Source organism: Streptomyces tanashiensis (assembly GCF_014648895.1).
Taxonomy (GTDB): Bacteria; Actinomycetota; Actinomycetes; order Streptomycetales; family Streptomycetaceae; genus Streptomyces; species Streptomyces tanashiensis.
Map to the genome: position 1 here is coordinate 105656 of NZ_BMRZ01000019.1, position 26898 is coordinate 132553.

Consider the following 26898-nt stretch of genomic DNA (forward strand, 5'->3'; position numbering starts at 1 on the left):
TGGCGGGGCGTGCGAAGTCGACCCGGTGACCCGAGTCGCCATAGGAAGTGTACGGGACCCCGGGAGCGCCGGGTGACGGCACTGTCCACAACCGGCGAGTAGTCCACAGATACCGTCTGTCATCGGAACGAACCGGACGCCCGGGGGAGCCTTCCCCCATGCATCTGATCCCTCTGTTCCTCGCCCTGGCCCTCGTGTGGCCGGTGGGCCCGCCCCCGCCGGAGATCCTCCGCGGCTGGCAGCCCCCGCCCGGCCCGTACGCCGCGGGCCACCGCGGTGTGGACCTCGCCGCGCCCCCGGGCACCCCGGTCGTCGCCCCGGCCGCGGGCACGGTCACCTTCGCGGGCCCGGTGGGCGGCCGCGGCGCCGTCACCCTCACCCTTCCGGGCAGGGGCACTCCCCCGCTCCGTACGACCTTCACCCCGGTGACCCCGCTGGTACCGGCCGGCACCCGGGTCGCGGCGGGCACCCCGATCGCACGGGTCACGGAGAGCTCCCACTGCCCCCGAGCCTGCCTCCACTGGGGTCTCCTCAGGGGCGGGGAGTATCTGAACCCCCTGCTCCTGACGAGAAGGGCCCCCTCGCGTCTGCTCCCGCTCGCGGGTGGCTCAGGCCTGGCGGCCGGTGACGCCGTGGAGGGCCATCGTGACCGCCGCTTCGGCGATGTCCGCGGGATCCTCGGCGGCGCCGAGCTCGATGCGGCGGACGGCGGCGTCGACGACGCCCTGGAGGAGCATGGCGCCCAGGCGGGGCTGGGGCTGTCCCAGGGCGGCGAGTGCTTCGACGATCATCGCGACGAGGCCGCCGTGGGCCGCGCGGATCTTCTCACGGGCGCCGTCGTCCAGTTCGCTCGCCGAGATGGCGACGACCGCGCGGTGGCGCCGGTCCCCGACGAGGTCCAGCTGCTTGCGGACGTACGCCTCGACCTTGCCGCTCGGTGACTCCGCGCCGGCCATGGCGGCCTCGACCTCGGCGGCCCAGACGGGGAAGTCGACGGCGCACAGCTCTTCGACGACGGCGGCGCGGGACCGGAAGTACTCGTAGACCGACGAGCGGGCGAGGCCCGTGCGCTCGGCGAGGGCGGAGAAGGTCAGCGCCTCCGTACCACCCTCGGACAGCAGGGAACGCGCGGCGTCCAGCAGGGCGCCGCGCTGCATCGTCCGGTGCTCGGCCACCGAGGCCGCTCGAATCCTGGGCACGGCTCCACTGTACGACCGGGCCGCAAGCCTCAGCGTCCGACGTCGGCCAGCTTGGCGCGGAGCTGGAGGACGGACTTGGTGTGGATCTGGCTGACCCGGCTCTCGGTGACACCGAGGACATGGCCGATCTCGGCGAGGGTCAGGCCCTCGTAGTAGTAGAGCGTGACGACGGTCTTCTCCCGCTCGGGGAGCGTGTTGATGGCGCGGGCGAGCAGCCGGCGCAGCTCACGGTCCTCGGCCACCTCGACGGGGTTGTCGGCGGCGGTGTCCTCCAGGGTGTCCATGAGCGACAGCCGGTCGCCGCCCTCGCCGCCGACGTGCAGCAGCTCTTCCAGGGCGACCACGTTCGCCAGGGACAACTGGCTGAAGACCCCGTGCAGTTCCTCCAGCGTGATGTCCATCTCCGCGGCGACCTCGCTCTCGGAGGGGGTCCGGCGGAGCTGGGCTTCGAGGGTGGCGTAGGCGCGCTCGACGTTGCGGGCCTTCTGGCGGACGGAGCGCGGGATCCAGTCCAGGGCGCGGAGTTCGTCGATCATGGCGCCGCGGATGCGGGTGATCGCGTACGTCTCGAACTTGATCGCCCGCTCGACGTCGAACTTCTCGATGGCGTCGATGAGGCCGAAGACCCCGGAGGAGACGAAATCGGCCTGTTCCACGTTGGACGGCAGCCCCACGCTGACTCGTCCGGCGACGTACTTGACGAGGGGCGAGTAGTGCAGGATCAGCTGCTCCCGCAGCCGCTCGTCGCCGGTGTCCTTGTAGGACCGCCACAGCTCGTCGAGTGAGGTCGGTGCGGGCGGTCGCATGGCGCCCCGGGCTGCTGGGGGCGCCGCAGCGCGGTCAGACCCGGAGGTGTGCTGGGGCATGCGTTGCCTTGAGCCGTTCTGCTGTCGGGTGTGTCGGTGCGGTTGTCCTGGAGGGAATTCTGGTGAGCGTAGCGTGAGTGCGCTGTCGCGGTGCGCGAACATCGGCGGATCGCGCCGCTCCGGGTGGACGCCGTCGGCCACATCTTCGAACCCGGGCCGTGGCGCGTGTCGGCCCCTCGGGTGCGACCGAGAGAACTCGGTTCTTCATCGGCTTCACCTTTTCACCCGAATGCGCCAGGTCAAGTACCGCCTCGCCGGGCGTTCGACGCTTCTGTCGCGGTGTTCGTCAACCGCCAGCCCTCCCCGTGCCGTTCGACGAAGCCGAGCGAATGGAGTTCGTACAGCTTGGCGAGGGTGTCGTCCGGGGTGGTCCCGGCCCGGCGGGCGACGACGGTGGTGGGCGTGGGACCGCGGGCGGGGATCGCTTCGAGGACGTGCGCGGCGGCCGGGGCGAGGAGGTCGCGGGGCAGGACGGGGCCCCGGCGCGCGGGGGCGAGCCGGCCGATGTCCCCGACGAGCTCGATGATCTCGTCGGTGTCGGTGACGAGGGTGGCGTCGCCGCGCAGCAGTTCGTGGACGCCGGCGGAGAGTGCGCTGGTCACGGGGCCGGGGACGCCCATGGTGTGGCGGCCGAGGCGGGCGGCGGCGCGGGCGGTGACGAGGGAGCCGCTGCGGTGCTGGGCCTCGACGACGACGGTCCCCCGGGTGAGGGCGGCGATGACGCGGTTGCGGAGGATGAAGCGGCTGGGGGTGGGGTGGCTGTCGGGGGGCAACTCGCCGACGACGAGGCCCTGTTCCGCGACGCGTCGGATGAGGCGGTCGTGGCCGCGGGGGTACGGGGTGTCGACGCCGCAGGCGAGGACGGCGACGGTCGCGCCGCCCGCGGCGAGGGCGCCCCGGTGGGCGGCGCCGTCGATGCCGTAGGCGGCTCCCGAGACGACGACCCAGCCCTGTCGACTGAGGCCCGCGGCGAGGTCGGCCGCGGTGTGGGCGCCGTACGGGGTGCAGGCGCGGGCGCCGACGAGGGCGACGGAGCGCAGGGCCCAGGTGCGCAGGTCGGCCGGGCCGCGCACCCAGAGGCCGATCGGTCGGGCGTCGCCGAGGTCGTCGAGTTGACGTGGCCATTCGGTGTCGCCGGGGACGAGGAAGCGGCCGCCGAGGCCGTGGACGGTGTCGAGGTCGTGGCCGGGCCGGGCGGCGGTGGCGCGTTGTCGCCAGGAGGCGACGCGTTTGGCTCCGGTGCCGGGGAAGGGCGAGGTGTCGTCCCCGCCGTGGAGCAGGCGGTCGAGGAAGCCGGTGGCGCCGTACCGGCGGAGCCAGCGGCCGGCGTGCTCGTCGCCGGGCTCGACGGCGCGGCTGAGGGCCGCACGGGCGAGGTGCTCCTCGGTGGGGGCGGGAGGGGGAGCGGGCGTGGGGGCGGAGGGAGTGGAGGGAGTGGTCATACGAACTCCCCCGCTCCGACGGGCACGCCGCGGGCGACGCCGGTGCGCAGTTCCAGGGCGAGGCCGATGTCCTGGCTGTCGGGCCGGTCGTGTCCGGCCAGGTCGGCGACGGTCCAGGCGACGCGGAGGACGCGGTCGAGGCCGCGGGCGGTGAGCAGCCCGCGCTCGATGTCGCGTTCCGCGGCGGCGAGGGCGCCGGGTACGGCGAGGTAGCGGGTGCGGAGCTCGTGTCCGGGGATCTCGCTGTTCACCCTCCAGGGGGTGTCGGCGAGGCGCGCGGCGGCCCTGGCCCGGGCCTCGTGGACGCGCCCGGCGACGGTGGCGGTCGTCTCGCCGCGCCCGCCCTGTCCGAGGAGGTCGGCCCGGGTGACGGGCTCGACCTCCACACGGAGGTCGACGCGGTCGAGCAGGGGTCCGGAGAGCCGCGCCTGGTAGCGGCGGACGAGGGAGGCGGGGCATTCGCAGCCGGTGCCGAGGAGGGTGTGCCGGCCGCAGGGGCAGGGGTTGGCGGCGAGGGCGAGGAGGAAGCGGGCGGGGAGGCGGACGACGCCGGCGGCGCGGGCGATGACGACGTGTCCGGATTCGAGGGGCTGGCGGAGCGCGTCGAGTGCTTTGCCGGAGAACTCCGGGGCTTCGTCGAGGAAGAGGACGCCCCGGTGGGCCAGGGAGACGGCGCCGGGCCTGGGGAGGCCGTTCCCGCCGCCGACCAGGGACTGCATGGTGGCGGAGTGGTGGGGTGCGCAGTAGGGGGCGCGGCGGACGAGGGGTTCGCCGGGCGGCAGGATGCCGGCGACGGAGTGGACGGCGGTGACCTCCAGGGATTCCTGCCGGGTGAGGGGCGGGAGGATGCCGGGGAGCCGCTCGGCCAGCATGGTCTTTCCCGCGCCCGGTGGGCCGGAGAGGATCAGGTGGTGGCTGCCCGCGGCGGCGACCTCCAGGGCGAGGCGGGCCCGGTGCTGGCCGGCGACGTCGGCGAGGTCGGGTCCTTCGGCGGGGCCGGCGGCGAGTCCGGTGCCGAGGCCCGCGCCGGGGACCAGGAGCCCGGCGAGCATGGCGTCGGGCCTGCCTTCTTCGTCGGCTTCCTCGTCGGGGACGGGTTCGTCGGTGAGGACGGCGATCAGCTGGCGGAGGGTGCGGACGCCGAGGACGGAGACGCCGGGGACGAGCGAGGCCTCGCCGGCGGTCTGTTCGGGGACGACGACCTGGCTGTATCCGGCGTCGGCGGCGGCGAGGACGGCGGGCAGGACGCCGCGGACGGGCCGGACGCGCCCGTCGAGGCCGAGTTCGCCGATGAGGACGAGGTCGGCGATGGCTCGCGGGTCGATGCGCTCGGCGGCGCCGAGGACGGCGGCGGCGACGGCCAGGTCGAATCCCGAGCCGCCCTTGGGGACGGAGGCCGGGCTGAGGCCGACGGTCAGCTTCTTCTGGGGCCATTCGCCACCGGAGTTGACGACGGCCGCGCGGACCCGGTCGCGGCTCTCGGTGAGGCTCTTGTCGGGAAGGCCGACGAGGGTGAAGGCGGCGACGCCCGGTTCGAGGTCGGCCTGGACCTCGACGACGACGCCTTCGACGCCGACGAGGGCGACGGAGCAGGTGCGGGCGAATCCCATCAGGCCACCCCCTGGGCGTGGGTGAGGACGGGGGCGCCCTTGCGCGGCAGGACGATGCCGACGAGGTCGATGCGGACGCCGCCGCCGGGGGCCGGGGTGTCGTTGCGGTCGAGCCAGCAGGCGGCGAGGCGGCGGAGCCGCTCGGCCTTGCGGGGCGTGACGGCGGCCATCGGGTGCTCGTAGGCGCCGTCGCGCCGGGTCTTGACCTCGCAGATGACGAGGGTGTCGCCGTCGCGGGCGACGATGTCGATCTCGCCGCTCCGGCCGCAGCGCCAGTTCCGGGCGAGGATGTGCATGCCGGTCGCGGTGAGCCGGCGGGTCGCCAGCTCCTCGCCGTACCGTCCGAGTGCTTGGGTCTTGTTCATGCGGTACCACCTCCGTCACCGACTGTGACGGAGTGCGGCGGACCGCGTGCGGCGCTGTGTACGGCCGGGAGGCTGTGGACAACCTCGTCACCCTTGAGGGTGGTTCGGGCCGGGGAGGCGCGGGGGTGGCCTCAGCTGCCGGGAAGTTCGAGGTCGCTCTTGTTGAGCTCCTCGATGTTCACGTCCTTGAAAGTGAGGACGCGGACCTGCTTGACGAACCTGGCGGGCCTGTACATGTCCCAGACCCAGGCGTCAGCCATGCTGACCTCGAAGAAGACCTCGCCCTGCACCGAGTGCACCTGCATCTCGTAGTCGTTGGTGAGGTAGAAGCGCCGCTCGGTCTCGATCACGTATTTGAACAGCCCGACGACGTCGCGGTACTCCCGGTAGAGCTTCAGCTCCATCTCGGTCTCGTACTTCTCGAGGTCCTCGGCGCTCATGGCATGTTCCCCTTCAGCCGTGCGTCCCCCTATTGTGCGCCAGTCGTACGCGCCCCTAAACGATTTCGGGGGCGAGAACCACCGGTGCACTCGGAGGTCCCTCGTCGAGCAGCGTGTGGAGCAGCTCGGCGAGCCTGGTCGGGTACACCGTCTCACGGGCCGCCGACAGTTCGGCGGAGGTCCACCATCTCAGGCCCGCGAGACTGCGGGTCTCCAGCTCCGTGAGGGCCTGCGGCCGGGGCGCGGCCTCGGTCCCGCGGGTGCGGGCCAGGTAGTACCACTCGTCCTGGTCCCAGCGGCGCCCGTCGAAGGGGAACGAGCAGTACCGCTTCCAGAGCACCGGGCCGAGTTCGACCTCGGTGATGCCGGTCTCCTCCGCCAGTTCGCGCAGCGCCGCCTCCTCCCGGGTCTCGTCGCCCTCCAGGCCGCCGCCCGGGGTGAACCACCAGCTGTCGTCCGGGTGGTCGGGCTCGTAGCCGTGCATGAGCAGGATGCGGTCGTCGGGGTCGAGCAGCACGACCCGCGCGACCCGCCGCCGCACGGCCGCCGACCCGGACCCCGACCCCGGCAGCGACACCGGTCCCGGCCCGGGCTCGGACCCCGGCGCAGGCGACGACGCCCCCGCCGGCCGGGTCTCGGAACCGGACCCCGGCCCCGCGCTCCCCGTGTCCCTCATGCCCCCACCTTCTCCCGCGTGCCCGGCCGCTGCCCGTCGGGCCGGCGCCGGGTCAGGCGGCGTGCCACCGGACCGTACGCGGCCCCCACGAGGATCAGCGCGGTGCCGGCCGTGATCGCCGTGAAGAGCGCCGTGAACGGACCCGGCTGCGAGATGCCGCCCGGGAGGTCGGCGAAGCCCTCGGGGGGCGCCAGGAGACCCTTGGCGGGCCAGACGACGGCGTCGACCCTGCCGACGACCGTGGAGCGCGGCACGGAGCCCTGTCCGGCCTCCTCCATGTGCGTACGGGAGTCGAGCGAGGTGTGCCGGTCGTCGCCGAGCAGGAAGAGGTTGTCCCGGGGGACGGTCACGGAGAAGTCCTGGCCCGAGGCGACCGTCCGGCCGCCGGGTCCGGGCCGGAGGTACGGCTCCTCGACGGGCTTGCCGTTCACGGTGAGCCGCCCGTCCCGGTCGCAGCAGGCGACGGTGTCGCCGCCGACGGCGGCGACCCGCTTGACCATGGGCGAGGAGCCCCAGAGCGGGTCGGTGAAGACGACGACGTCACCGCGCCGCACCTCGTCGCCGTCGATCCGCTGGGCGAGGATCTTGGACCCGACGTCGAGGGTCGGGGTCATCGAGTCGGTGGGGACGGTGTACGGCTGGTAGAGCACGGCGCCCCAGACGAATCCGCCGAGGAAGAGCACACAGCCGACGGCCACGGCCAGCCCCGACAGCACGCTGCCGAGGCGGCCGTGGCCGCCCTTGGTCCGTATGTTTCCGCTCATGTGCGCACCCCGTAGGTCTGTCGGCGGACCGTAGTCCTGTCGACGGTCCGGGACGGCACCCTACCCGCGGGTCGCTACTCGGCGGTATGCCGTGCGGCCTGCTTCTTCCGGCGCCACAGCACGAGCGGGAGCGCCCCGGCGAGACCGGCCGCTCCCATGGGGGCGGCGGCCATGGCCTTGTCGAGGGCCGGCTGGTCGAAGACCTCGGGGATCGGGAGCGTGGCCCAGCGCGTGACCGGCCAGGCGACCACGACGGCGCGGCCCACGACCTCGTCGTTGGAGACGGTGCCGCCACCGGGGAGCTGCTGGTGGAAGCGGGAGTCCAGGGAGTTCTGGCGGTTGTCGCCCATGACCCAGATCCGGTCCTTGGGGACCTTGATCGGGCCGAAGGAGTCCTGGCAGGGCACCGCGCCGGGGGCGAGGTACGCGCTCTCGTCGAGCGCCACGCCGTTGAGGACGACCTTGCCGCCCTCCTTGCAGGAGATGGTGTCGCCGCCGACCGCGATGACGCGCTTGATGAGGTCCTTCTCCTCGGCGGACGGCATGAGGCCGATGAAGCTGAGGAACTTCTGCACGACGTTCGGCTTGGGGGCCTCCTGGCCCTCCAGCCAGCCGCCCGGGTCGTGGAAGACGACGACCTCGCCGCGCTCGGGCTCGGAACCGAACCAGGGGGTCAGCTTGTCGACGAGGACGCGGTCGCCCTTCTGGAGGGTGTTCATCATCGATTCCGAGGGGATCGAGAACGCCTGCACCAGGAAGGTCTTGATCAGCAGGGCGAGCACCAGGGCGATACCGACGAGAAGCGGCAGTTCCTTCCAGAAGGAACGCGGCTTCTTCGGGTACTTGCCCTCGCCCGCGGCTGCGTCGCCGTCATCGCCCGGCGTACCGTCGCCCGGCGGCTGCGCCTGCTCGTCACCCGTCACGTCGTCACCCGTCGTGTCATCGCGGAAGGCCCCGTCGGCCCTCTTCTCGGGCTCATCGTGTCCGGATCGTGCGCCGACGGCCAAATCCCCCACATCCACTCCTCAGTCCGTGCGAACGCCCGCCCCGGGTCAGGGACAGGCCCACCACTCCCATAACGAGCAGAAGTTCCGCAGGGGTCGGGAGCCCGGGCAATCCGTTCAGATTGCGCGGGGACACACTATGCGACAGATCGGATGCGGTCCCGGAACTCGCACGGGCGTCCGGTACGGCGGAGAAGGTGTCCCGTTCCTCCAGGCCGCGCCAGTGCCCGAAGGGCCAGGCGATCACCACGGCACGCCCGACGATCTGGTCCTCCGAGACGGTCCCGTGGTCCTTCTCGTCGAGGTGGTAGCGGGAGTCCGCCGAGTCGGAACGGTGGTCGCCGAGGACGAAGACGCGGCCCTGCGGGACCTTCACCTCGAAGGGGATCTTGGACGGCGGGTTCCCGGGATGCAGGTACGGCTCGTCGAGCGGCACGCCGTTGACGCTGATCCGCCCGTCCGCGCCGCAGCAGCGGACGGTGTCGCCGCCGACGGCGACGACCCGCTTGATGAGGTCCCGGTCGTCGGCGGAGGGCAGCAGCCCGATGAAGGTCAGGGCCTGCTTGGCCTGCTTGATGCCGATCGGGTCGTCGGCGGGCGGCGCGGTCTCCTGCTGGAGCCAGTTGCCGGGGTCCTGGAAGACCACGACGTCGCCGCGCTCCGGCCGGGAGCCGAACCAGGGCGTGAGCTTGTCGACGAGGACCCGGTCGTCGATGCGGATCGTCTGCTCCATGGAGCCGGACGGAATGACGAACGCCTGGACCAGGAAGGTCTTGAGGACGAGCGCGATCAGCACGGCCACGGTGATCAGGATCGGGATCTCCCGGAGCGCGGAGCGCTGCCTGCGCCGCTTGACCTTGCGGGCCAGCTTGCGGCGCTCGGCACGCCCCGGCAGGGCGGCGCCCTGACCGGCGGCGGGGCCGTGGGCGGACCCGCCGGGCGGACGGCCCCGGCTACCCATGGGGTCCCGCTCCGTGTCCGCCGGCCGGTGGGGCCGGTACGGCGTGGAAGGCATCGGTGCCGGGCACGGTGGACCAGCGGCCGAAGGGCCAGGCGATCCAGTCGGCGCGGCCGACGACCCTGTCGACGGGGACCATGCCGCCGCCGGGGTTGCCCAGGTGGTCGCGGGAGTCGCTGGACTGGCTGCGGTGGTCGCCCATGACCCAGAGCCGGTCCTGCGGGACGACGATGTCGAAGGGGACCGCGGAGGGCCGGTCGCCGAGCATCACGTACCGCTCCTCGACGGGGACGCCGTTGACGGTGAGCCGGCCGTCCTTGTCGCAGCAGACGACCCGGTCGCCGCCGACGCCGACGACCCGCTTCACGAAGTCGGTCTCGTCGGGCTCCGCGAGCCCGAGGGCGGCCGCCCCGTCGTGCAGGAGCCCGGTGACCGGATTGCCCTGCGGCTGTTCCCGTACGAAGGAGCCGGTGCCGTCGAAGACGACGACGTCACCCCGGGCGGGCTCGCTGCCGAAACGGTACGCCAGCTTGTTCACGAGGATCCGGTCGCCGACCTGGAGCGTCGGCTCCATGGAGCGGCTGGGGATCAGGAACGGCTGGATCACGAAGTGGCTCAGGAGCAGCAGGAAGGCCACACAGGCGCCGCCCACGAGGGCGGTGCGGCGCCAGGAGGGGGCGCGCCCGGAGTCCTGGGAAACGCGCCCGGAGTCCTCGGCTACGCGTCCGGCGTCCTCGGACGCGCGCGCGGAGTCGGCGGAAACGCGCGCGGAGCGCGACCCTTCCTCCGTGTCGGAAGAGGGGTCGCGCTCCGTGTGCTGTGCTTCGGTGTCCATCGCTGGCAGAGCCTATCCGGCCTGCCTGTGCGAGGAGTCGGAAGCGGTGAGCGTGCCGGGAGCCGAGGCTCAGCGGTCGCGCTTCTCCTTGATCTTGGCAGCCTTGCCGCGCAGCTCACGCAGGTAGTAGAGCTTGGCGCGACGGACGTCACCGCGGGTCACGAGCTCGATCTTCTCGAAGATCGGGCTGTTCACCGGGAAGGTGCGCTCGACGCCGACGGAGAAGGAGACCTTGCGGACCGTGAAGGTCTCGCTGACGCCCGAACCCTGGCGGCGGATGACGACGCCCTTGAACTGCTGGATACGGGAGCGGTTGCCCTCGATGACGCGCACGTGGACGTTCACGGTGTCGCCGGGACGGAAGGCGGGGAGGTCGGAGCGGAGCGAACCCGCGTTGACCTGGTCGAGCAGGGAGGCCATGGAGGTCTCTTTCCTCGCTGATGCCACAGGTCATCAGCGGTACGTTCGAATGATTCGGAGCGTCGTCCGTTTCTGGCGGCGTCGTTCCCCCTGTGGCAGGGGCGCGCGCCGGACGGACGACAGCGGCCTATTCTTCCACGCCCTCGACCCTGCGCCAAAATCGGCCGCCGGGCTCGGGCGCCCACCCCATCATGGAGAGGATCTCGCGGTCCTTCTTGTCGAAGGCGGACGGGTCGCAGCGCTCGATGAGGTCGGGCCGGTTGGCGACGGTGCGGCGGAAGGCCTCGTCACGCCTCCAGCGGGCGATCTTGCCGTGGTGCCCGCTGAGGAGGACGTCGGGGATGCCCCGGCCGCGCCACTCGGGCGGCTTGGTGTAGACGGGGCCCTCCAGCAGGTTGGCCATGGCGCCGGGGGCGAAGGAGTCGTCCCGGTGGGACTCGGCGTTGCCGAGGACGCCGGGCAGCAGACGGGCGACGGCCTCGGTGACGACGAGGACGGCCGCCTCGCCGCCCGCGAGGACGTAGTCGCCGATGGAGACCTCGTAGACCGGCATCCGGGTCGCGTACTCGTCCATGACGCGGCGGTCGATGCCCTCGTAGCGGGCCGGGGTGAAGATCAGCCAGGGCCGCTCGGAGAGCTCGACGGCGAGCTCCTGGGTGAAGGGGCGGCCGCTGGGGGTCGGGACGACGAGGACCGGTCCGTGCGCGCCGGCCTCGTAGCCGTCGGCGAGCGTCTGGTCGAGCGCGTCGCCCCAGGGCTCGGTCTTCATGACCATGCCGGGACCGCCGCCGTAGGGGGTGTCGTCGACGGTGTTGTGCCGGTCGTAGGTCCAGTCGCGCAGGTGGTGCACGTGGACGTCGAGCTGTCCGCGCGCGCGTGCCTTGCCGACGAGGGAGACGTTCAGCGGTTCGAGGTACTCGGGGAAGATCGTGACGACGTCGAGCCTCATGCCGTCTCCTCGCCGGACTCGTCGCCGGAGGCCTCGCCGTCGTCCCGGGAGGAGACGATCTCGGCGCGGTCGTCGATCAGGCCGGGCGGCGGGTCGATCACGGCCCGCTGCTCCTCCAGGTCGATCTCGGTGACGATCGACGACACGAAGGGGATCATCAGCTCGGTGCCGTCGGGCCGCTCGACGATGAAGAGGTCCTGGGACGGCAGGTGGGAGATCTCGGTGATCCGGCCGATCTCGGTGCCGTCGGCGAGGACGACGTCGAGGTCCATGAGCTGGTGGTCGTAGTACTCGTCCTCCTCCTCCGGCAGTTCCTCGGGGTCGACCTCGGCGATGAGGAGGGTGTTGCGCAGGGCCTCGGCGGCGTTGCGGTCGCGGACGCCCTCGAAGCGCAGCAACAGCTTGCCGCTGTGGACCTTGCCGGACTCGATGGTCAGCGGCCCGGCGGAGGCCGGGTCGGTGAGCAGTACGGCACCGGGGCCGAGCCTGAGCTCGGGCTCGTCCGTCCGCACCTCGACGGTGACCTCGCCCTTGACGCCGTGGGCGCGGCCGACCCGCGCGACTACCAACTGCACTGCTCCACACTCTCCTGTCACACAGCTCGTACGTACGACAACGGGCCGGGGTGGGCTCTTCAGCCCTCCCCGGCCCGTGCCGGCACAACTAAGGTGATGCTGCCGACCTGCTCAGCGGACCTGGTCCACGTCGACGAGGTCGACGCGGATCCCACGACCGCCGATGGCACCCACGACGGTGCGCAGCGCACGCGCGGTGCGGCCGTTGCGGCCGATCACCTTGCCGAGGTCGTCGGGGTGGACCCGGACCTCCAGCACGCGCCCCCGGCGCAGGTTGCGCGAGGCGACCTGCACCTCGTCGGGGTTGTCGACGATGCCCTTCACGAGGTGCTCGAGAGCCTCCTCGAGCATGATCAGGCCTCGGTCGACTCGGTGGACGCGGCCTCGGCCTCGTCCGCCTTCTTGTCGGCCTTCTTGGCCTTCGGGGTGATGGCCTCACCCTTGTCGTCGCCGCCCTCGAGGGTCTTCGCGAACTCGTCGAACGAGGCGCGCTTCGCCTCCTTCGTGGCGGGGACGAGCAGAGCCTTCTCGGGGGCCGGCAGACCCTTGTGCTTCTGCCAGTCGCCGGTGAGCTTCAGGATGGCGAGAACCGGCTCGGTCGGCTGGGCGCCGACGGACAGCCAGTACTGCGCACGCTCGGAGTCGACCTCGATACGCGACGGGTTGTACGTCGGGTGGTAGAGGCCGATCTCCTCGATCGCGCGACCGTCACGACGGGTGCGCGAGTCGGCGACGACGATGCGGTAGTGCGGCTGGCGGATCTTGCCGAGGCGCTTGAGCTTGATCTTGACTGCCACTGGAGTGGTGTCTCCTGGTCTTGACGTGGTTGGGCACTTGAGATGCCACGTGGGGTTGCGGTACTCGGGTGCCCGATGGACGCGTCAGCCGGAGGAGAGAGGGGTCCTGTGCGACTGTCGAGTACAGCTAGCCATTGTGCCACACCCAGCCGACTCAGTTGGCGGCGCCCACGGTCTCCGGGATCCGGAAGGGCTTGCCGCAGCCGCCGCAGACGATCGGGGCCTGGGCGAGCACCGACGGCACCACGCGCACGTTCCGCCCGCAGTCGCAGACGGCCTTGACGCGGACGCCGCCGCCCGAGGAGCCGTGGCGGGCGGCCGGTCCGCGGAAGGAGCGCTTGGTGTCGGCGGCCGTGGCGACCGTGTGCGCCTTGAGGGCGCGCTGGAGCCGCTCGATGGTGGGCCGGTAGCGCCGCCTGGCCTCGGGGTTGAGCGTGACCAGGGAGAAGCCGCTGCTGGCGTGGGGCTCCTCGGGATGGTCGAGGCCCATCTCCTCGGCGATCGCGAGGAATCTGCGGTTGTGGTAGCGGCCGGCGCGGGAGGTGTCGCGGACACCTCGGGCGGCGGCGATGCCGTGGACTGCCTCGTGGAGCAGTCGTTCGAAGGAGAGTTCGGCGCCGCAGGCGGACGAGGACTCTCCGATCAGGGACTCGGGCGCGGCAAGATCGGGCAGCTCGGGGTGGTGCCGCTGAATGTCGGCCCACGCCTGTGCCAGCTCTGCGGCGAGAACAGGGGGTGTCGTGCTCACGTCGCGTACAACGAGCCGGAGTGCCCCCGGGTTCCATTCCGGGGCATCCCAAATATTTTGCACGTACCCGTCAGTTGCCCTTGATGTGTCCCGACGCGGGCCAGTGCCCCGATCTGCGGAGAAGTCACGCAGAGAACGTCAAGTCGGTGTCTAGTGGCGCATACGCCCCGGCGCGTGGCCGCGGTGCGTGCGCCCCCGAGGGGGACGGCGCGGCCCGGGCGACCGTTGCGAGGACATTACCGGGTCGGGGCGCAAGGCGGCGCACCGCCCCTCCCCCGGGCGAATCCGTCCGGCGCGACCACTGGACGCGGCCCGGGATGCGCAGTTCCCTGACTACGGGGGGCTGTCGTCCGAGCACGGATTGGGGCGCTTTTCCATGACACCTACGCTCGTCCCGCACCACCCCGCGCGCGACTGGGCCGAGATCCAGGAACGGATGCTGGTCCCGCTCTACGAGGCGGTCTACGACCACCTCGGTGTGGGCGCGGGCACCCGGCTGCTCGGCCTGGGCTGCGGCTCCGGCCTGGCCCTCCTGATGGCGGCGGCGCGGGGCGCGCGGGTGGCCGGCGCGGACCGGGACCACGCGCGCGTGGCGCTGGCGCGGGAGCGGCTGCCGGAGGGCGTCACGGTCACGGAGGAACCGCCCGAGGACCTCCCGTACGACGTGATCACGGCCTTCCACGCGACCAACGGGATGCTCCCGGGGCTCCGGTCTCTCACCCGTTCGGCCCAACCGGGCGCGGCGGTCGTCCTCGCCGGGTGGGGGCCGTCGGAGCGGTGCGCCACGGAACCGGTGCTGCGGGTGGCGGCCCGGCTCGCGGACCGCGCGCCGGCGCCGGGGCCCGACCTGGACGCAATGGTGGCCGGGGCGGGGCTCCGCCCTGTCGGCTCGGGCCGGGTGGCCTGCCCCTTCGGATACGCGGGCGAGGCCAGCGCGGTGCGCGGGCTGCTCTCCACGGGCGCCTTCGACGCGGCGGTCCGGGCGACGGACCTGTCGCAGGTGGAGAAGGAGATCGAGGAGGCGCTCGCCCCGTACGTCCGGCCGGACGGGACGGTGTGGATGCCGAACGTCTTCCGGTACGTCGTCGCCCGTGTGGCGTAGGCCCTTCAGGACTCCTTCTTCAGGCGCGGGATGCCGGCCGCACGGTAGGCGGCCTCCTCCTCCAGGGTCTCGTTGGCGAGCAGGGCCTCGGCCAGGGCGTCCAGCTTGTCGCGGTGCTCGCGGAGCTGCCGCAGCGCGCTCTCGTAGCACTCGTCGACGATGCGGCGCATCTCCTCGTCGACGGTGTCGAGGGTCGCGGGGGCGGCCGAGAGCCCGTACGCCTGCTGGGCGTCGCTCGGGATGGCGGTGAGGCGGCCGACCCGCTCGCTCATGCCCCAGCGGCCCGCCATGCCCCGGGCGATGTTGGTGACCTGTTCCAGGTCGCTCTCGGCGCCGGTGGTGATGACGTCGAAGACGACCTGCTCGGCCGCCATGCCGCCGAGGGCGCCGATGATCCGGCCCCGCAGGTAGTCCTCGGTGTAGGCGTACTTGTCGGCGTCGGGGGTCGAGAGGGTGACACCGAGGGCCCGGCCGCGCGGCACGATGGTGATCTTGCGGACCGGGTCGGCTCCGGGCTGGAGCATGCCGAGCAGGGCGTGGCCGCTCTCGTGGTACGCGGTCCGGCGCCGCTCCTCGTAGGGCATGACCAGGGGGCGTTCGGCGCCGAGCTGGACCTTCTCCAGGGCGTCGGACAGATCGGACTGGGTGACGGCCTTCTGGTCGCGCTTGACCGCGAGGAGGGCGGCCTCGTTGGCGAGGTTGGCGAGTTCGGCGCCGGTCATGCCCGGGGTGGTCCGGGCGACGTGCTCCAGGTCGACGTCCTGGGCGAGCGGGATCTCCCGGGTGTGGATCCTGAGGATGGCCTCGCGGCCGCCGCGGTCGGGCGGGTTGACGTGGACGATCCGGTCGAAGCGGCCCGGCCGGGTGAGGGCCGGGTCGAGCACGTCGGCGCGGTTGGTGGCGGCGAGGACGATGACGCCCTCGGAGCCGGTGAAGCCGTCCATCTCGGTGAGGATCTGGTTGAGGGTCTGCTCGCGCTCGTCGTGCCCGCCCATCCCGGAGCCGCCGCCCCGGGCCCGGCCGATGGTGTCGATCTCGTCGATGAAGATGATCGCGGGGGCGACCTTGCGGGCCTCGGCGAACAGCTCGCGGACCCGGGAGGCGCCGACGCCGACGATCATCTCGATGAACCCGGAGGCGGAGGCCGAGAAGAACGGCACCCCCGCCTCGCCCGCGACGGCCCGGGCGAGCAGTGTCTTGCCGGTGCCGGGAGGGCCCGCGAGGAGTACGCCGCGGGGCATCCTGGCACCCATCTCGCGGTAGGCCTGCGGGTTCTTCAGGAAGTCGACGACGTCGTTGAGCTCGCCCTCGACCTCGTCGATGCCGGCGACGTCCTGGAAGGTGGTGCGCCGACCGCCCTCCAGCTCGACCGGCTTCGGCGGCTGCTTGCGGCCGAGCATGCCGCCCGCGCCGCCCATGCCCGCGCTCATCCGGCGGGCGATGAACACCCAGAGCACGACGAGCAGCAGCATCGGCGCCAGCGAGATCAGCAGGTTGACGAGGAAGCTGCGCTCCTTGACGACCGGCTCGGCCGTGACGACCACGTTCTGCTTGGTCAGCTGCGCCCACAGGTCGTCGTCGGCGAAGGCGGGCCGCTGGGTCTGGAACTTGGTGTAGTCGCCGTCGCCGTCGGGGACGGGCTGTTTGTTCTTCAGCTGCCCCTGGATCGCGTCGCCCTTGGAGTAGATCTTGGTGACGTTCCCGGCGGCCACCTGCTTGTCGAACTCGGTGTAGGAGATGGTCGGCCCGTCGCCCTCGTTGAAGAACGACAGCACGATGTTGGCGAGCAGGTAGACGACGAGCGCGGTGAGGATGAGGCTGCCCCAGGACCCCGGCATCCTCTTCTTCGGCGACGGGGGCGGCGGAGCCCCTTCCGAGCGCCAGGGCTGATCGGTCCGGTCGCGCGGGGGTACGGGGTTGGCCACGTGGCTCTCCTCGGGGCGGCAGTGGCCCCAGTATCGAAGAGCGGGTCGAACCGGGCATCGCGGGCGGTCCGGCGGGGTGAAGAGGGGAGTGAGAAGGGGCCCGGGGCGGTTTCGCACCGCCCCGGGCCCCTTCTCGTACGCGTGTCAGCCCATGAACTTCTTGAACTCGTCCGGGAGCTCGAAGTCCTTCGGGGTCTGCCCGGCCGCCGGGAGTCCGAAGGCGCCGCCGGCCTGCGCCTGCTCGCGGCGCTCGGCCGCGGCCTGCTCCTCGGCCTTCCGCTTCATCGGGTTGCCGCTCTTGCGCTTGCCCTTGGCCTGCTTGACCTGCTTCTTCTGCCGGCCGGGGCCGCCGCCCATGCCCGGGATGCCCGGCATCCCCGGCATGCCGCCGCCCTGCGCCATGCGGGACATCATCTTGCGGGCCTCGAAGAACCGCTCGACCAGGCCCTTGACCGCGCTGACCTCGACACCGGAGCCCTTGGCGATACGCGCCCGGCGGGAGCCGTTGATGATGGTCGGGTCCTGGCGCTCGGCCGGGGTCATCGACTTGATGATGGCGCCGACGCGGTCGACCTCACGCTCGTCGATGTTGGCGATCTGCTCCTTCATCTGGCCCATGCCGGGCAGCATCCCGAGGAGCTTCGAGATGGAGCCCATCTTGCGGACCTGCTCCATCTGCGCCAGGAAGTCGTCGAGCGTGAAGGCCTCGCCCTTCTTCGAGGCGAGCTTCGAGGCCATCTTGGCGGCCTCTTCCTCGTCGAAGGTCTGCTGCGCCTTCTCGATGAGGGAGAGCATGTCGCCCATGCCGAGGATGCGGGACGCCATGCGGTCCGGGTGGAACGCGTCGAAGTCGTCCAGCTTCTCGCCGTTGGAGGCGAACATGATCTGCTTGCCGGTGACGTGCGCGATGGAGAGCGCGGCACCACCGCGGGCGTCGCCGTCGAGCTTGGAGAGCACGACGCCGTCGAAGCCGACGCCGTCGCGGAAAGCCTCGGCGGTGTTGACCGCGTCCTGACCGATCATGGCGTCGACGACGAAGAGGACCTCGTCGGGGCTGACGGCGTCGCGGATGTCCGCGGCCTGCTGCATCAGTTCCTGGTCGATGCCGAGACGGCCGGCGGTGTCGACGATGACGACGTCGTAGAGCTTGGTCCGCGCGTACTCGATGGAGTCCTTCGCGACCTGGACCGGGTCACCGACGCCGTTGCCCGGCTGCGGGCCGTAGAAGGCCACGCCCGCGCGGTCCGCGACGACGGAGAGCTGGTTGACGGCATTGGGGCGCTGGAGGTCACAGGCGACGAGCAGCGGGGAGTGGCCCTGGCTCTTCAGCCAGACGCCCAGCTTTCCGGCGAGGGTGGTCTTACCGGCACCCTGCAGACCGGCGAGCATGATCACGGTCGGCGCGGTCTTGGCGAACCGCAGGCGGCGGGTCTCGCCGCCCAGGATGGCGATCAGCTCGTCGTTGACGATCTTGATGACCTGCTGGGCGGGGTTGAGGGCCTGGGAGACCTCAGAGCCCAGCGAGCGCTCCTTGACCTGCTTGATGAAGGCGCGGACGACCGGCAGGGCGACATCCGCTTCGAGCAGCGCGATACGGATCTCGCGCGCGGTGGCGTCGATGTCCGCCTCGGACAGACGGCCCTTGCCGCGGAGGTTCTTGAAGGTCGCTGCAAGGCGGTCGGAGAGGGTATCGAACACGGCGGTCGCGGATCCTCGGTGTCGGGGGCGGTCGGATTGCCCTCCAGGGTATCGGGCCGCTCGAAGTGTGTGCCCCCGCCCGCCGAAACCGGCGCGCGGAGGTGGTTCCGGTCACGCCGTCACCGCAGCGCCTCCTCCAGGGTGCGGGCCAGGTCGATCGCCTCCTCGTCGGGGAGCAGGGAGCCGTCCGGGCGGGTCACGTACAGGGTGTCGACGGCGTTGGCGCCCAGCGTGGAGACATGGGCGCTCCGCACCCGCACCGCCGCACCCTCCAGGGCGCGGCCGATGCGGTGGAGGAGGCCGGGGGCGTCCTGGGCGCGGACCTCGATGACGGTGGCGAGGCGGGAGTCGGCGGCGGCGACGGTGACCCGGGGCGGCGGGGCCGTGAGGCCCCGGCGGCGGGGGTAGGCGGCCTCGCGTTCGGCGAGGCGGGCGGGGATGTCGAGGGAACCGTCCAGGGCGCGGACGAGGTCGGCGCGGAGCCGGGCGGCCTCGGGCAGGGAGCCGTACTCGGCGGCGACCCGCCAGTCGAGGACGAGGACGGAACCGGAGCCGAGGCCGACGGGGAGGTCGACGGCGCGGAGGTCGGCGGCGCGGACGGTGAGCCGGTGGAGGGCGAGGACGCCGGCGGCGGCGGGGAGGACGCCGGGCTGGTCGGGCAGGGCGATGAGGAGCTCCACGCCGACCGGCTCGGGCCCCTCGGGCTCCGCGCCGGCGGGCCCGGGGCCGTCGGCTTCCGCGCCGGCGGGCTCGGTACGGAGGGCGAGGACGGGTTCGCCGGTGCGCAGGGCCTCGATCGCGAGCCGTTCCTGTTCGGCGCTTGGTGCGGCGGCCTCGGGGTCGGGCAGAGGTTCGCCCGCGAGGACGCCGGCGACCCGTTTGACCAGGTCGGCGACGAGCGAGGCGCGCCAGGAGGACCAGGCGGCGGGGCCGGTGGCGAGGGCGTCGGCCTCGGTGAGGGCGTGCAGGAGCTCCAGGGTGCCGAGGGTGCCGACGGCGGTGGCGACGGACTGGACGGTGGCGGGGTCGTCGAGGTCGCGCCGGGTGGCGGTCTCGACGAGGAGCAGGTGGTGGCGGACGACGGTGGCGATGACGTGGGTGTCGGTGCGGTCGAAGCCGATGCGGGCGGCGAGGTCGCGGGCGATGGTCTCGCCCGCGACGGAGTGGTCGCCGGGCCAGCCCTTGCCGATGTCGTGGAGGAGCGCGGCGACGAGGAGGAGGTCGGGGCGGCCGACGCGCCGGGTCAGCGAGGAGGCCCGTACGGCGGTCTCGACGAGGTGCCGGTCGACGGTCCAGGTGTGGACGGGGTTGCGCTGGGGCCGGCAGCGGACCCGCTCCCAGTCGGGGAGGAGGAGGGTGATCAGCCCTTCGGCCTCCAGGGCCTCCCAGACGGGGACGGTGGCCTCACCCGCGCCCAGGAGGGTGACGAGTTCCTCGCGGGCCTCGGCGGGCCAGGGCACCGGCAGGGGTTTGGCGACGGCCGCGAGGCGGCGTACGGCGTGCAGGGAGATCGGGAGGGCGGACTGGGCGGCCGCGGCGGCGGCCCGCAGGGGCAGGACCGGGTCCCGCTCCGGTCGGGCACCGCGGGCGAGGACGGCCTCTCCGTCCATCTCGACGACGCCCTCGGCGAGCGGGGTCCGCTCCACGGGGGGTTTCGCGGCGCCGCTGCGGCTGAGGAGGGCGCGGAGCCGGGGGCGGGCGGAGCGGGCCTTGAGGACGCGGTTGACCTCGCGCCAGGTGACGTCGGTGGCGTACGAGATGGTCCGCGCGGCCTCGTACACCTCGCGGAGCAGGGTGTCGGCGTCGAGGAGGCCGAGCTCGGCGGCGACGGCGTCCTGTTCCTGGAGGGCGAGGCGGTCGGTGGCGCGGCCGGTGGCGAGGTGGAGGGCGTCGCGGGCGTCGAGCAGCCGGCGGCGGGCGGTGTCGAGGCCTTCGCGGGGGGCGTCGGCGAGCCAGGAGGCGGCGACGGCGCGCAGGACCTGGGCGTCGCGGAGGCCGCCCCTGGCCTCCTTGAGGTCGGGTTCGAGGAGGTACTGCAGCTCCCCCATGCGTTCGGCGCGCTCCCGGCAGAGCGCGTCGAGTTCGGGGAGCCGCCGGGGGGCCTGGTTGCGCCAGTCGGCGAGGACGGGGGTGCGCAGGGCGGCGACGAGTCCGTGGTCGCCGGCGAGGGGCCGGGCGTCGAGGAGGCCGAGGTGGACCTTGAGGTCCTCGCCCGCCGTGGCGCGGGCCTCGGCGGGGGTGCGGACGGAGTGGTCGAGCGCGAGGCCGAGGTCCCAGACGGGGTACCAGATCCGGTCGGCGAGGGCGGCGACGGCCGCCTTGTCGGCGGTGCCGTCGTGGAGCAGGAGGAGGTCGAGGTCGCTGCGCGGGGAGAGCTCGCCGCGCCCGTAGCCGCCGACGGCGACGAGGGCGGTCCCGCGGGGCGGTGCGGCGGCCGCGAAGAGGCCGGCCAGCCAGTCGTCGGTGAGCCGGGCCAGGGCGGCACGGCGCGGCGGCCCGGGCCGCTCCTTCTCCTGGAGAAGGAGCAGCCGGGCCGCCGCGTAGCCGCCGGGTCCCGAATCTTCGGTCGCTTCACTCGTCTCGAGGCTCGTCACCCGGCGGCTCCTTCGTGTGCTTACAGTGCGTCCGGACCGCGCTCGCCGGTGCGGACCCGTACGGCGGTCTCGACCGGCACGCTCCACACCTTGCCGTCTCCGATCTTGCCGGTTCGGGCGGCCTTCACGACGACGTCGATGAGCTGTTCGGCGTCCTCGTCCTCGACGAGGACCTCGATGCGGATCTTGGGAACCAGGTCGACGGTGTACTCGGCGCCCCGGTAGACCTCGGTGTGGCCCCGCTGGCGGCCGTAGCCGCTGGCCTCGGTGACGGTGAGCCCGTGGACGCCGAACGCCTGGAGGGCCTCCTTGATCTCGTCGAGCCGGTGCGGCTTCACGACCGCGGTGATGAGCTTCATGCGTCCACCTTCTTGTTCTCGCTCAGGACGGGCGTGGCCACGGAGGTGCTGCGTCCGGTGATGCCGCCGCCGGCCCCGCTGAAGTCGTACGCGGTCTCGGCGTGCTCGACCTGGTCGATGCCGGAGACCTCGTCGTCCTCGCTGACCCGCATCCCCATCGTCTTGTCGATGATCAGGGCGAGGATCGCGGAGGCGATCAGAGAGTAGGCGAGGACGGCGAAGACGCCGATGGCCTGCTTGCCGAGCTGCTCCAGGCCGCCGCCGTAGAAGAGGCCCTTGGCGTCGGACTGGACGCCGCCGGTGGCGAAGAGGCCGACGAGGAGGGAGCCGGCGACACCGCCGACGAGGTGGACGCCGACGACGTCGAGGGAGTCGTCGTAGCCGAACTTGTACTTGAGCCCGACGGCCATGGCGCAGAGGAGGCCGGCGATGGCGCCGACGGCGATCGCGCCGAGCGGGCTGACGGCGCCGCCGGACGGGGTGATGGCGACGAGTCCGGCGACGGCGCCGGAGGCGGCGCCGAGGGTGGTGAAGGAGCCGTGGCGGATCTTCTCGTACGCGAGCCAGGCGAGCATGGCGGCGGCGGTGGCGACCTGGGTGTTGACGAACATCACGGCGCCGACGCCGTCGTCGTTGCCGAGCCAGGAGCCGGCGTTGAAGCCGAACCAGCCGAACCAGAGGAGACCGGCACCGAGCATGACCAGCGGGAGGCTGTGCGGGCGCATCGGGTCCTTCTTGAAGCCGACGCGCTTGCCGATGACGAGGATCACGCCGAGGGCCGCGGCGCCGGCGTTGATGTGGACGGCGGTGCCGCCGGCGAAGTCGATGACGCCCATCTCGAAGAGCCAGCCGCCCGCACCCCAGACCCAGTGCGCGACCGGGAAGTAGACGATCGTGACCCAGAGCGTGATGAAGAGGGCCCAGGCCGTGAACTTGACGCGGTCGGCGAGGGCGCCGCTGATGAGCGCGGGGGTGATGATCGCGAACATCAGCTGGAAGACGGCGAAGACGTACACCGGGATGGTGTAGCCGTCCCAGAGCTCGGTGATGCCGATGCCGCTGAGGCCGACGTACTCGGAGGACCAGCCGATGAGCGATCCCGAGTCGGTGCCGAAGGCGAGGCTGAAGCCGAAGAGCACCCAGAGGATCGTGACGATCCCGAGGCTGATGAAGCTCATCATCAGCATGTTGAGGGTGGACTTGACGCGGACCATGCCTCCGTAGAAGAAGGCGAGTGCCGGGGTCATCAGCATGACCAGGGCGGAGCAGATGAGCATGAACCCGGTGTTGGCGGCAGACAGCTCGGGGGCGTCTGCTGCCAGGGTCGTGATGGCTGGTGCCATCGGCGTCTCCTCGTCGTCGAATGCGGCCTGTGCGGGGCGGGGCCGGGGAGCGTCCGGCCTTGAGGGGTGGCCGGTTATGGGCCAGAGATTCGCGCAGCGCGGTTTCCGCCGATGCCGCTCGATGTTTCGGCGCAGTGACGAAGGGGTGGGGCGTGTTACGTGGCCGTGAACGGTCGTGTCGGTACGAGGGGACGTCCGCACGCTCCCCGGGGCCGTGGACCGGCCGCGCCCCGGGGGAAACGAGCCGGCCGCGCCGGGCGTCCGTGTGACCTTGCGGCGGGGGAGCCGAGTCGGGCAGTACGGGACGTCCGGCACGGCCGGGGTCTGTGCGGGCTCAGGGAGCCGGGGGCCGGGGCCCTGAGGGGTCAGACCGCTTCGGCGGCCTCGGGCAGGAGCTGGGTGAGCCGGTCGGTGAGCTGGACGACCTCGGCGACGTCGCTGTAGTTGCGGGCGGCGTGGTCGACGGTCTTGCGGAGCCGGGTGTTGACCCGCTCGGAGCGGATGCTGCGGGCGACCCCGAGGGCCTTCTCGGCGAGGACCACGGACTGCTCGGGCTCGCGCTTGAGGAGGTGGACGGTGGCCATGCCGATCAGGTTGAGCGCGTACGACCGCTGGTGGTCGGGGTCCTTCTCGAAGAGCTCCACGGCCCGCTCCATGACGGGCTCGGCGAGCGAGGCGTAGGTCGGGGAGCGGCCCGCGACGTAGGCGAGGTCCCGGTAGGAGTGGGAGTTCTCGCCGTTGAGCTCGGCCTCGGAGAAGAAGCCGATCCAGTCGGGCTCGGGCTCGCCGTCGAGACCGACGTCGGCGAAGGTGTCCTCGGCCATCCGGACGGCCCGCTTGCACTTCGAGGGCTGCCCCATGTTGGCGTAGGCGCGGGCCTCCATCGCATACAGCATGGCCTGGGTGCGGGAGGTGGCGCAGTCCCGACTGCCGTACTGGGCGAGGTGGATGAGTTCGAGGGCGTCGTCGGGCCGGCCGAGGTGGATCATCTGGCGGCTCATCGAGGAGAGGATGTACGAGCCGAGGGGCTTGTCGCCGGCCTCCTTGGCGGCGTGCAGGGCCAGCACGAAGTACTTCTGGGCCGTGGGCTGGAGACCGACGTCGTAGCTCATCCAGCCGGCGAGCTCGGCGAGTTCGGCGGCGCAGGTGAAGAGGCGCTTGGCGGTGGCGGCCGGCTGGGACTCCTGGAGGAGGTCGGTGACCTCGTGGAGCTGGCCGACGACGGCCTTGCGGCGCAGTCCGCCGCCGCACTGGGCGTCCCACTTGCGGAACATGGCGGTGGTGGACTCCAGGAGGTCGAGCTCGATCTCCGAGAGCCGGTTGGGGCGGCGGGCGTCGACGAGGGGCTCGGGGCGCTCGATGTCGCCGACCGGGGTGGGGACGAGCCAGCGCTGCATCGGTTCGATGAGGGCGGGTCCCGCGGCGAGCGAGAGGGAGGAGCCGAGGAAGCCCCGGCGGGCGAGCATGAGGTCGCTGCGGGAGAACTCGCTGAGCAGGGCGACGGTCTGCGGCCCCGCCCAGGGAAGGTCGACGCCGGAGACGGAGGGCGACTGGTGGGCGGTGCGCAGCCCCAGGTCCTCGACGGCGACGACGGAGCCGAAGCGCTCGGAGAAGAGCTCGGAGAGGATCCGCGGGATGGGCTCGCGGGGCTGCTCGCCGTCGAGCCAGCGGCGCACGCGCGAGGTGTCGGTGGAGATGTGGTGCGCGCCCATCTGGCGCGCCCTGCGGTTCACCTGGCGTGCCAGTTCGCCCTTCGACCAGCCGCTGCGCACGAACCACGAGCCCAGCTGCTCGTTCGGGCGCTTGCCGGCAGTCGTACCGTCTGCGCCGTTGCCGCTCACTGGAACGCCCCCATCCACCTGATTCACCTGTCGTCCGAACCCCTATCAGAATGCCGCCTCTCGCGGCATCCGTCCGGCGTTCGCACTCCTCCGAACGGGAAACCTGGTTGCCACCGGCATACCCACGCGTGCACGTGGTCCCGGGGTTCGAGTACCGAAAGTAATCCTACGATCACCCCTCCACGAGGGGGATTCAAGAAACGCCACCATTCGCCACCCCTTCGAATGAACTCGCCGCGCGTGGAACGCGATTCACTTGACATGCGACGAACCGGAGTCGGCGGACGGAAGCGCGGAGAGGCGCGTGTCCCGGCCCGCACCACCCCTCCCGCGACCGTGCGCCAGATCGGGCGACGGGAACGTGACGAAGGGTGACGCCCGTGCTCCGGGTCGTAACCACCGGCGCGCTCGACCCGTTGGAGGGGGCATGGGTTTCACGATCGGCGGCATTCGTGAGATGCGGTCCGGCGCACGCCGCCGCGTACGCACCACGGAGTGCACTGCGGTGGCCGAGTACACGGGACTTTGGGGCTGGGACGTCGTCCCCGGCGCGCGGGCCGTCTCCGGCCAGTGCTCCTGCGGGGATCCGGCGTGCGCGGCCCCCGGCGCGCACCCCCTCTCCTTCGCGGAACCGGTCCCGGCGGGCGCCGGCCTCGACGACGCCACCAAAGCCTGGTCCGAGTACCCGGGCGCGGCGCTGCTCCTCCCGGTCGGCCGGGCCTTCGACGTGATCGAGGTCGCCGAGGCGGCGGGCCGGCGGGCGCTGGTGCGTCTGGAGCGCATGGGGCTGCCGCTGGGCCCGGTGTGCGCGACCCCGACCGGTCGGGCGCGGTTCTTCGTGGCCCCCGGAGCGGCGGCGGAGCTGCCGCAGCTGCTGTACCGGATGGGCTGGGACGACGCCGATCTGGACCTGCACTGTCTGGGTCCCGGCTCCCATGTCACCGCTCCCCCGTCGGACCTGGGCGGGCTCGGGCCGGTGCGCTGGCTGCGGCCCCCGACGCTGGACACGGCGGGCGCGCCGCCGCAGGCCCGGCTGCTGCTCGGCACGCTGGCGTACATCTGCCACCGGACGCACTTCTGAGGACGCGGAAGGGCCCCCGCCAGGAGATGGCGGGGGCCCTTCCGTGTGCCGTACGGGGTGTCAGTCGCCGATCAGGGCGTCGACGAAGGCGCCCGGCTCGAAGGGCGCCAGGTCGTCCGGGCCCTCGCCGAGGCCGACCAGCTTGACCGGGACGCCCAGCTCGCGCTGGACGGCGACGACGATGCCGCCCTTGGCGGTGCCGTCGAGCTTGGTCAGCACGATGCCGGTGATGTCGACGACCTCGGCGAAGACACGGGCCTGGATCAGGCCGTTCTGGCCGGTGGTGGCGTCGAGGACGAGGAGGATCTCGTCGAGCGGGCCGTGCTTCTCGACGACGCGCTTGACCTTGCCGAGCTCGTCCATGAGGCCGGTCTTGGTGTGGAGCCGGCCGGCGGTGTCGATGAGGACGACGTCGGCCTTCTCGGCGATGCCCTCCTTGACCGCGTCGAAGGCGATCGACGCCGGGTCGCCGCCCTCCGGTCCGCGCACGGTGCGGGCGCCGACGCGCTCGCCCCAGGTCTGGAGCTGGTCGGCGGCGGCGGCGCGGAAGGTGTCGGCGGCGCCGAGGACGACGGACTTGCCGTCGGCGACGAGGACACGGGCCAGCTTGCCGGTGGTGGTGGTCTTGCCGGTGCCGTTGACGCCGACGACCATGACCACGCCCGGGGTGTCCTCGGGACTCTCGGTGTGCACCGTGCGGTCGAAGTCGCCGAGGAGGGCGACGAGCTCCTCGCGGAGCAGGCCGCGCAGCTCGTCGGGGGTGCGGGTGCCGAGCACCTTGACGCGCTCGCGCAGCCGGTCGACGAGCTCCTGCGTGGGGGCGACGCCGACGTCGGCCGTGAGAAGGGTCTCCTCGATCTCCTCCCAGGTGTCCTCGTCGAGGTGCTCGCGGGACAGGAGCGTGAGCAGCCCCTTGCCGAGCGAGTTCTGGGAGCGGGCGAGCCGGGCGCGGAGCCGCACGAGGCGGCCGGCGGTCGGCTCCGGGACCTCGATCTCGGGAGCGGCGGGCTCCTCGACGACGGGCTCCTCGACCGCGACGGGGGCCTCGGGGGCCGCCTCGGCGGGGAGTTCGACCTCCTCGACCGTGCGGCGTGGTTCCTCCCGCGGTGTCTCCGCCTCCTCGCCGACGTGCGGTTCGGCGGGCGGAGCGGTGATGGTCGGCGTGGTGGACGGCGGCTCGGCCGGCGGCAGCTGCTTCTTCTTGCGACCGCTGATCACGAGCCCGCTCGTCACGGCGACCGCGACGACCAGAGCGATGACTACAGCAAGGATGAGTTCCATAACCCGACCAGTATCGGCCACGAGGG

General features: G+C 72.4%; 26 protein-coding genes and 1 pseudogene. 3 read left to right on the forward strand and 24 right to left on the reverse strand.

What is annotated here, in order from left to right:
• Positions 1 to 158 precede the first annotated feature (158 nt).
• A pseudogene (locus IE237_RS34990) lies at positions 159 to 497 on the forward strand (peptidoglycan DD-metalloendopeptidase family protein); the annotation flags it as partial.
• A 111-nt stretch (positions 498 to 608) separates the two neighbouring features.
• Here the strand turns inward: IE237_RS34990 and IE237_RS34995 are convergent.
• From IE237_RS34995 to IE237_RS35075, 17 genes are all read right to left on the reverse strand, one after another.
• Positions 609 to 1157, reverse strand: a complete 549-nt coding sequence (locus IE237_RS34995; protein ID WP_189806267.1) for a TetR/AcrR family transcriptional regulator — start codon at positions 1155 to 1157, stop codon at positions 609 to 611.
• 71 nt (positions 1158 to 1228) lie between these two features.
• Positions 1229 to 2065, reverse strand: coding sequence for an RNA polymerase sigma factor WhiG (whiG, locus tag IE237_RS35000; protein ID WP_189806219.1), 837 nt, complete (start codon positions 2063 to 2065; stop codon positions 1229 to 1231).
• A 239-nt stretch (positions 2066 to 2304) separates the two neighbouring features.
• Complete coding sequence (gene dprA, locus IE237_RS35005; protein WP_189806220.1) at positions 2305 to 3507, reverse strand: DNA-processing protein DprA; 1203 nt, start codon at positions 3505 to 3507, stop codon at positions 2305 to 2307.
• A complete protein-coding gene (locus IE237_RS35010) occupies positions 3504 to 5117 on the reverse strand; it encodes a YifB family Mg chelatase-like AAA ATPase (RefSeq protein ID WP_189806221.1) in 1614 nt (537 codons plus the stop codon). Before IE237_RS35010 ends, dprA begins: the two co-directional genes overlap by 4 nt.
• On the reverse strand, positions 5117 to 5482 hold the full coding sequence (locus tag IE237_RS35015; protein ID WP_189806222.1) for a YraN family protein: 366 nt from the start codon (positions 5480 to 5482) through the stop codon (positions 5117 to 5119). Before IE237_RS35015 ends, IE237_RS35010 begins: the two co-directional genes overlap by 1 nt.
• A gap of 131 nt (positions 5483 to 5613) precedes the next feature.
• Positions 5614 to 5922 carry a DUF2469 domain-containing protein gene (locus IE237_RS35020; protein WP_005311352.1) on the reverse strand — a complete coding sequence of 103 codons (309 nt, stop codon included), beginning with the start codon at positions 5920 to 5922 and terminating at the stop codon, positions 5614 to 5616.
• A gap of 55 nt (positions 5923 to 5977) precedes the next feature.
• Positions 5978 to 6598 (reverse strand): NUDIX hydrolase, encoded by a 621-nt coding sequence (locus IE237_RS35025; protein ID WP_370468336.1) that lies wholly within the window; start codon positions 6596 to 6598, stop codon positions 5978 to 5980.
• A complete protein-coding gene (gene lepB / locus IE237_RS35030; protein WP_189806223.1) occupies positions 6595 to 7362 on the reverse strand; it encodes a signal peptidase I in 768 nt (255 codons plus the stop codon). Before lepB (IE237_RS35030) ends, IE237_RS35025 begins: the two co-directional genes overlap by 4 nt.
• A 74-nt stretch (positions 7363 to 7436) precedes the next feature.
• Entirely contained in the window at positions 7437 to 8369 is a 933-nt protein-coding gene (gene lepB, locus IE237_RS35035) for a signal peptidase I (RefSeq protein ID WP_189806269.1), read from the reverse strand.
• Positions 8338 to 9327: a signal peptidase I gene (gene lepB / locus IE237_RS35040; protein ID WP_189806224.1), complete on the reverse strand. Its 990-nt coding sequence runs from the start codon at positions 9325 to 9327 to the stop codon at positions 8338 to 8340. Before lepB (IE237_RS35040) ends, lepB (IE237_RS35035) begins: the two co-directional genes overlap by 32 nt.
• Positions 9320 to 10159: a signal peptidase I gene (gene lepB, locus IE237_RS35045; RefSeq protein ID WP_189806225.1), complete on the reverse strand. Its 840-nt coding sequence runs from the start codon at positions 10157 to 10159 to the stop codon at positions 9320 to 9322. Before lepB (IE237_RS35045) ends, lepB (IE237_RS35040) begins: the two co-directional genes overlap by 8 nt.
• A 69-nt stretch (positions 10160 to 10228) precedes the next feature.
• The gene (rplS, locus tag IE237_RS35050; protein ID WP_015036473.1) at positions 10229 to 10579 is read right to left on the reverse strand and encodes a 50S ribosomal protein L19; all 351 of its coding nucleotides are present in this window, start codon (positions 10577 to 10579) and stop codon (positions 10229 to 10231) included.
• A gap of 127 nt (positions 10580 to 10706) precedes the next feature.
• A complete protein-coding gene (gene trmD, locus IE237_RS35055) occupies positions 10707 to 11528 on the reverse strand; it encodes a tRNA (guanosine(37)-N1)-methyltransferase TrmD (protein ID WP_189806226.1) in 822 nt (273 codons plus the stop codon).
• Entirely contained in the window at positions 11525 to 12103 is a 579-nt protein-coding gene (gene rimM / locus IE237_RS35060) for a ribosome maturation factor RimM (protein ID WP_189806227.1), read from the reverse strand. The genes trmD and rimM overlap by 4 nt, the downstream gene beginning before the upstream one ends.
• Positions 12104 to 12214: 111 nt before the next feature.
• On the reverse strand, positions 12215 to 12454 hold the full coding sequence (locus IE237_RS35065; protein ID WP_020868149.1) for an RNA-binding protein: 240 nt from the start codon (positions 12452 to 12454) through the stop codon (positions 12215 to 12217).
• A 2-nt stretch (positions 12455 to 12456) separates the two neighbouring features.
• Positions 12457 to 12900, reverse strand: a complete 444-nt coding sequence (rpsP, locus tag IE237_RS35070) for a 30S ribosomal protein S16 (protein ID WP_015036470.1) — start codon at positions 12898 to 12900, stop codon at positions 12457 to 12459.
• 154 nt (positions 12901 to 13054) lie between these two features.
• Positions 13055 to 13648: a hypothetical protein gene (locus IE237_RS35075; RefSeq protein WP_030690647.1), complete on the reverse strand. Its 594-nt coding sequence runs from the start codon at positions 13646 to 13648 to the stop codon at positions 13055 to 13057.
• A gap of 376 nt (positions 13649 to 14024) precedes the next feature.
• On the opposite strand from IE237_RS35075, the gene IE237_RS35080 reads away from it, so the two are divergent.
• Positions 14025 to 14750 carry a methyltransferase domain-containing protein gene (locus tag IE237_RS35080; protein WP_189806228.1) on the forward strand — a complete coding sequence of 242 codons (726 nt, stop codon included), beginning with the start codon at positions 14025 to 14027 and terminating at the stop codon, positions 14748 to 14750.
• A 5-nt stretch (positions 14751 to 14755) separates the two neighbouring features.
• On the opposite strand, the gene ftsH is transcribed toward IE237_RS35080, so the two are convergent.
• The 6 genes from ftsH to nsdA form a co-directional block, all read right to left on the reverse strand.
• Positions 14756 to 16675 carry an ATP-dependent zinc metalloprotease FtsH gene (gene ftsH / locus IE237_RS35085; protein WP_189806229.1) on the reverse strand — a complete coding sequence of 640 codons (1920 nt, stop codon included), beginning with the start codon at positions 16673 to 16675 and terminating at the stop codon, positions 14756 to 14758.
• Positions 16676 to 16819: 144 nt separating this feature from the next.
• Complete coding sequence (ffh, locus tag IE237_RS35090; protein ID WP_189806230.1) at positions 16820 to 18373, reverse strand: signal recognition particle protein; 1554 nt, start codon at positions 18371 to 18373, stop codon at positions 16820 to 16822.
• A gap of 119 nt (positions 18374 to 18492) precedes the next feature.
• Entirely contained in the window at positions 18493 to 20967 is a 2475-nt protein-coding gene (locus tag IE237_RS35095; protein WP_189806231.1) for a [protein-PII] uridylyltransferase, read from the reverse strand.
• A gap of 20 nt (positions 20968 to 20987) precedes the next feature.
• Positions 20988 to 21326, reverse strand: a complete 339-nt coding sequence (locus IE237_RS35100) for a P-II family nitrogen regulator (RefSeq protein WP_015036464.1) — start codon at positions 21324 to 21326, stop codon at positions 20988 to 20990.
• Complete coding sequence (locus IE237_RS35105) at positions 21323 to 22669, reverse strand: ammonium transporter (RefSeq protein ID WP_189806232.1); 1347 nt, start codon at positions 22667 to 22669, stop codon at positions 21323 to 21325. Before IE237_RS35105 ends, IE237_RS35100 begins: the two co-directional genes overlap by 4 nt.
• A gap of 365 nt (positions 22670 to 23034) precedes the next feature.
• Positions 23035 to 24510: a transcriptional repressor NsdA gene (gene nsdA / locus IE237_RS35110; RefSeq protein WP_189806233.1), complete on the reverse strand. Its 1476-nt coding sequence runs from the start codon at positions 24508 to 24510 to the stop codon at positions 23035 to 23037.
• Positions 24511 to 24937: 427 nt separating this feature from the next.
• Between nsdA and IE237_RS35115 the strand changes: the two genes are divergently transcribed.
• Positions 24938 to 25591: a bifunctional DNA primase/polymerase gene (locus IE237_RS35115; protein WP_189806234.1), complete on the forward strand. Its 654-nt coding sequence runs from the start codon at positions 24938 to 24940 to the stop codon at positions 25589 to 25591.
• A gap of 60 nt (positions 25592 to 25651) precedes the next feature.
• On the opposite strand, the gene ftsY is transcribed toward IE237_RS35115, so the two are convergent.
• Positions 25652 to 26872: a signal recognition particle-docking protein FtsY gene (ftsY, locus tag IE237_RS35120; protein WP_189806235.1), complete on the reverse strand. Its 1221-nt coding sequence runs from the start codon at positions 26870 to 26872 to the stop codon at positions 25652 to 25654.
• Between the last annotated feature and the right edge of the window lie 26 nt (positions 26873 to 26898).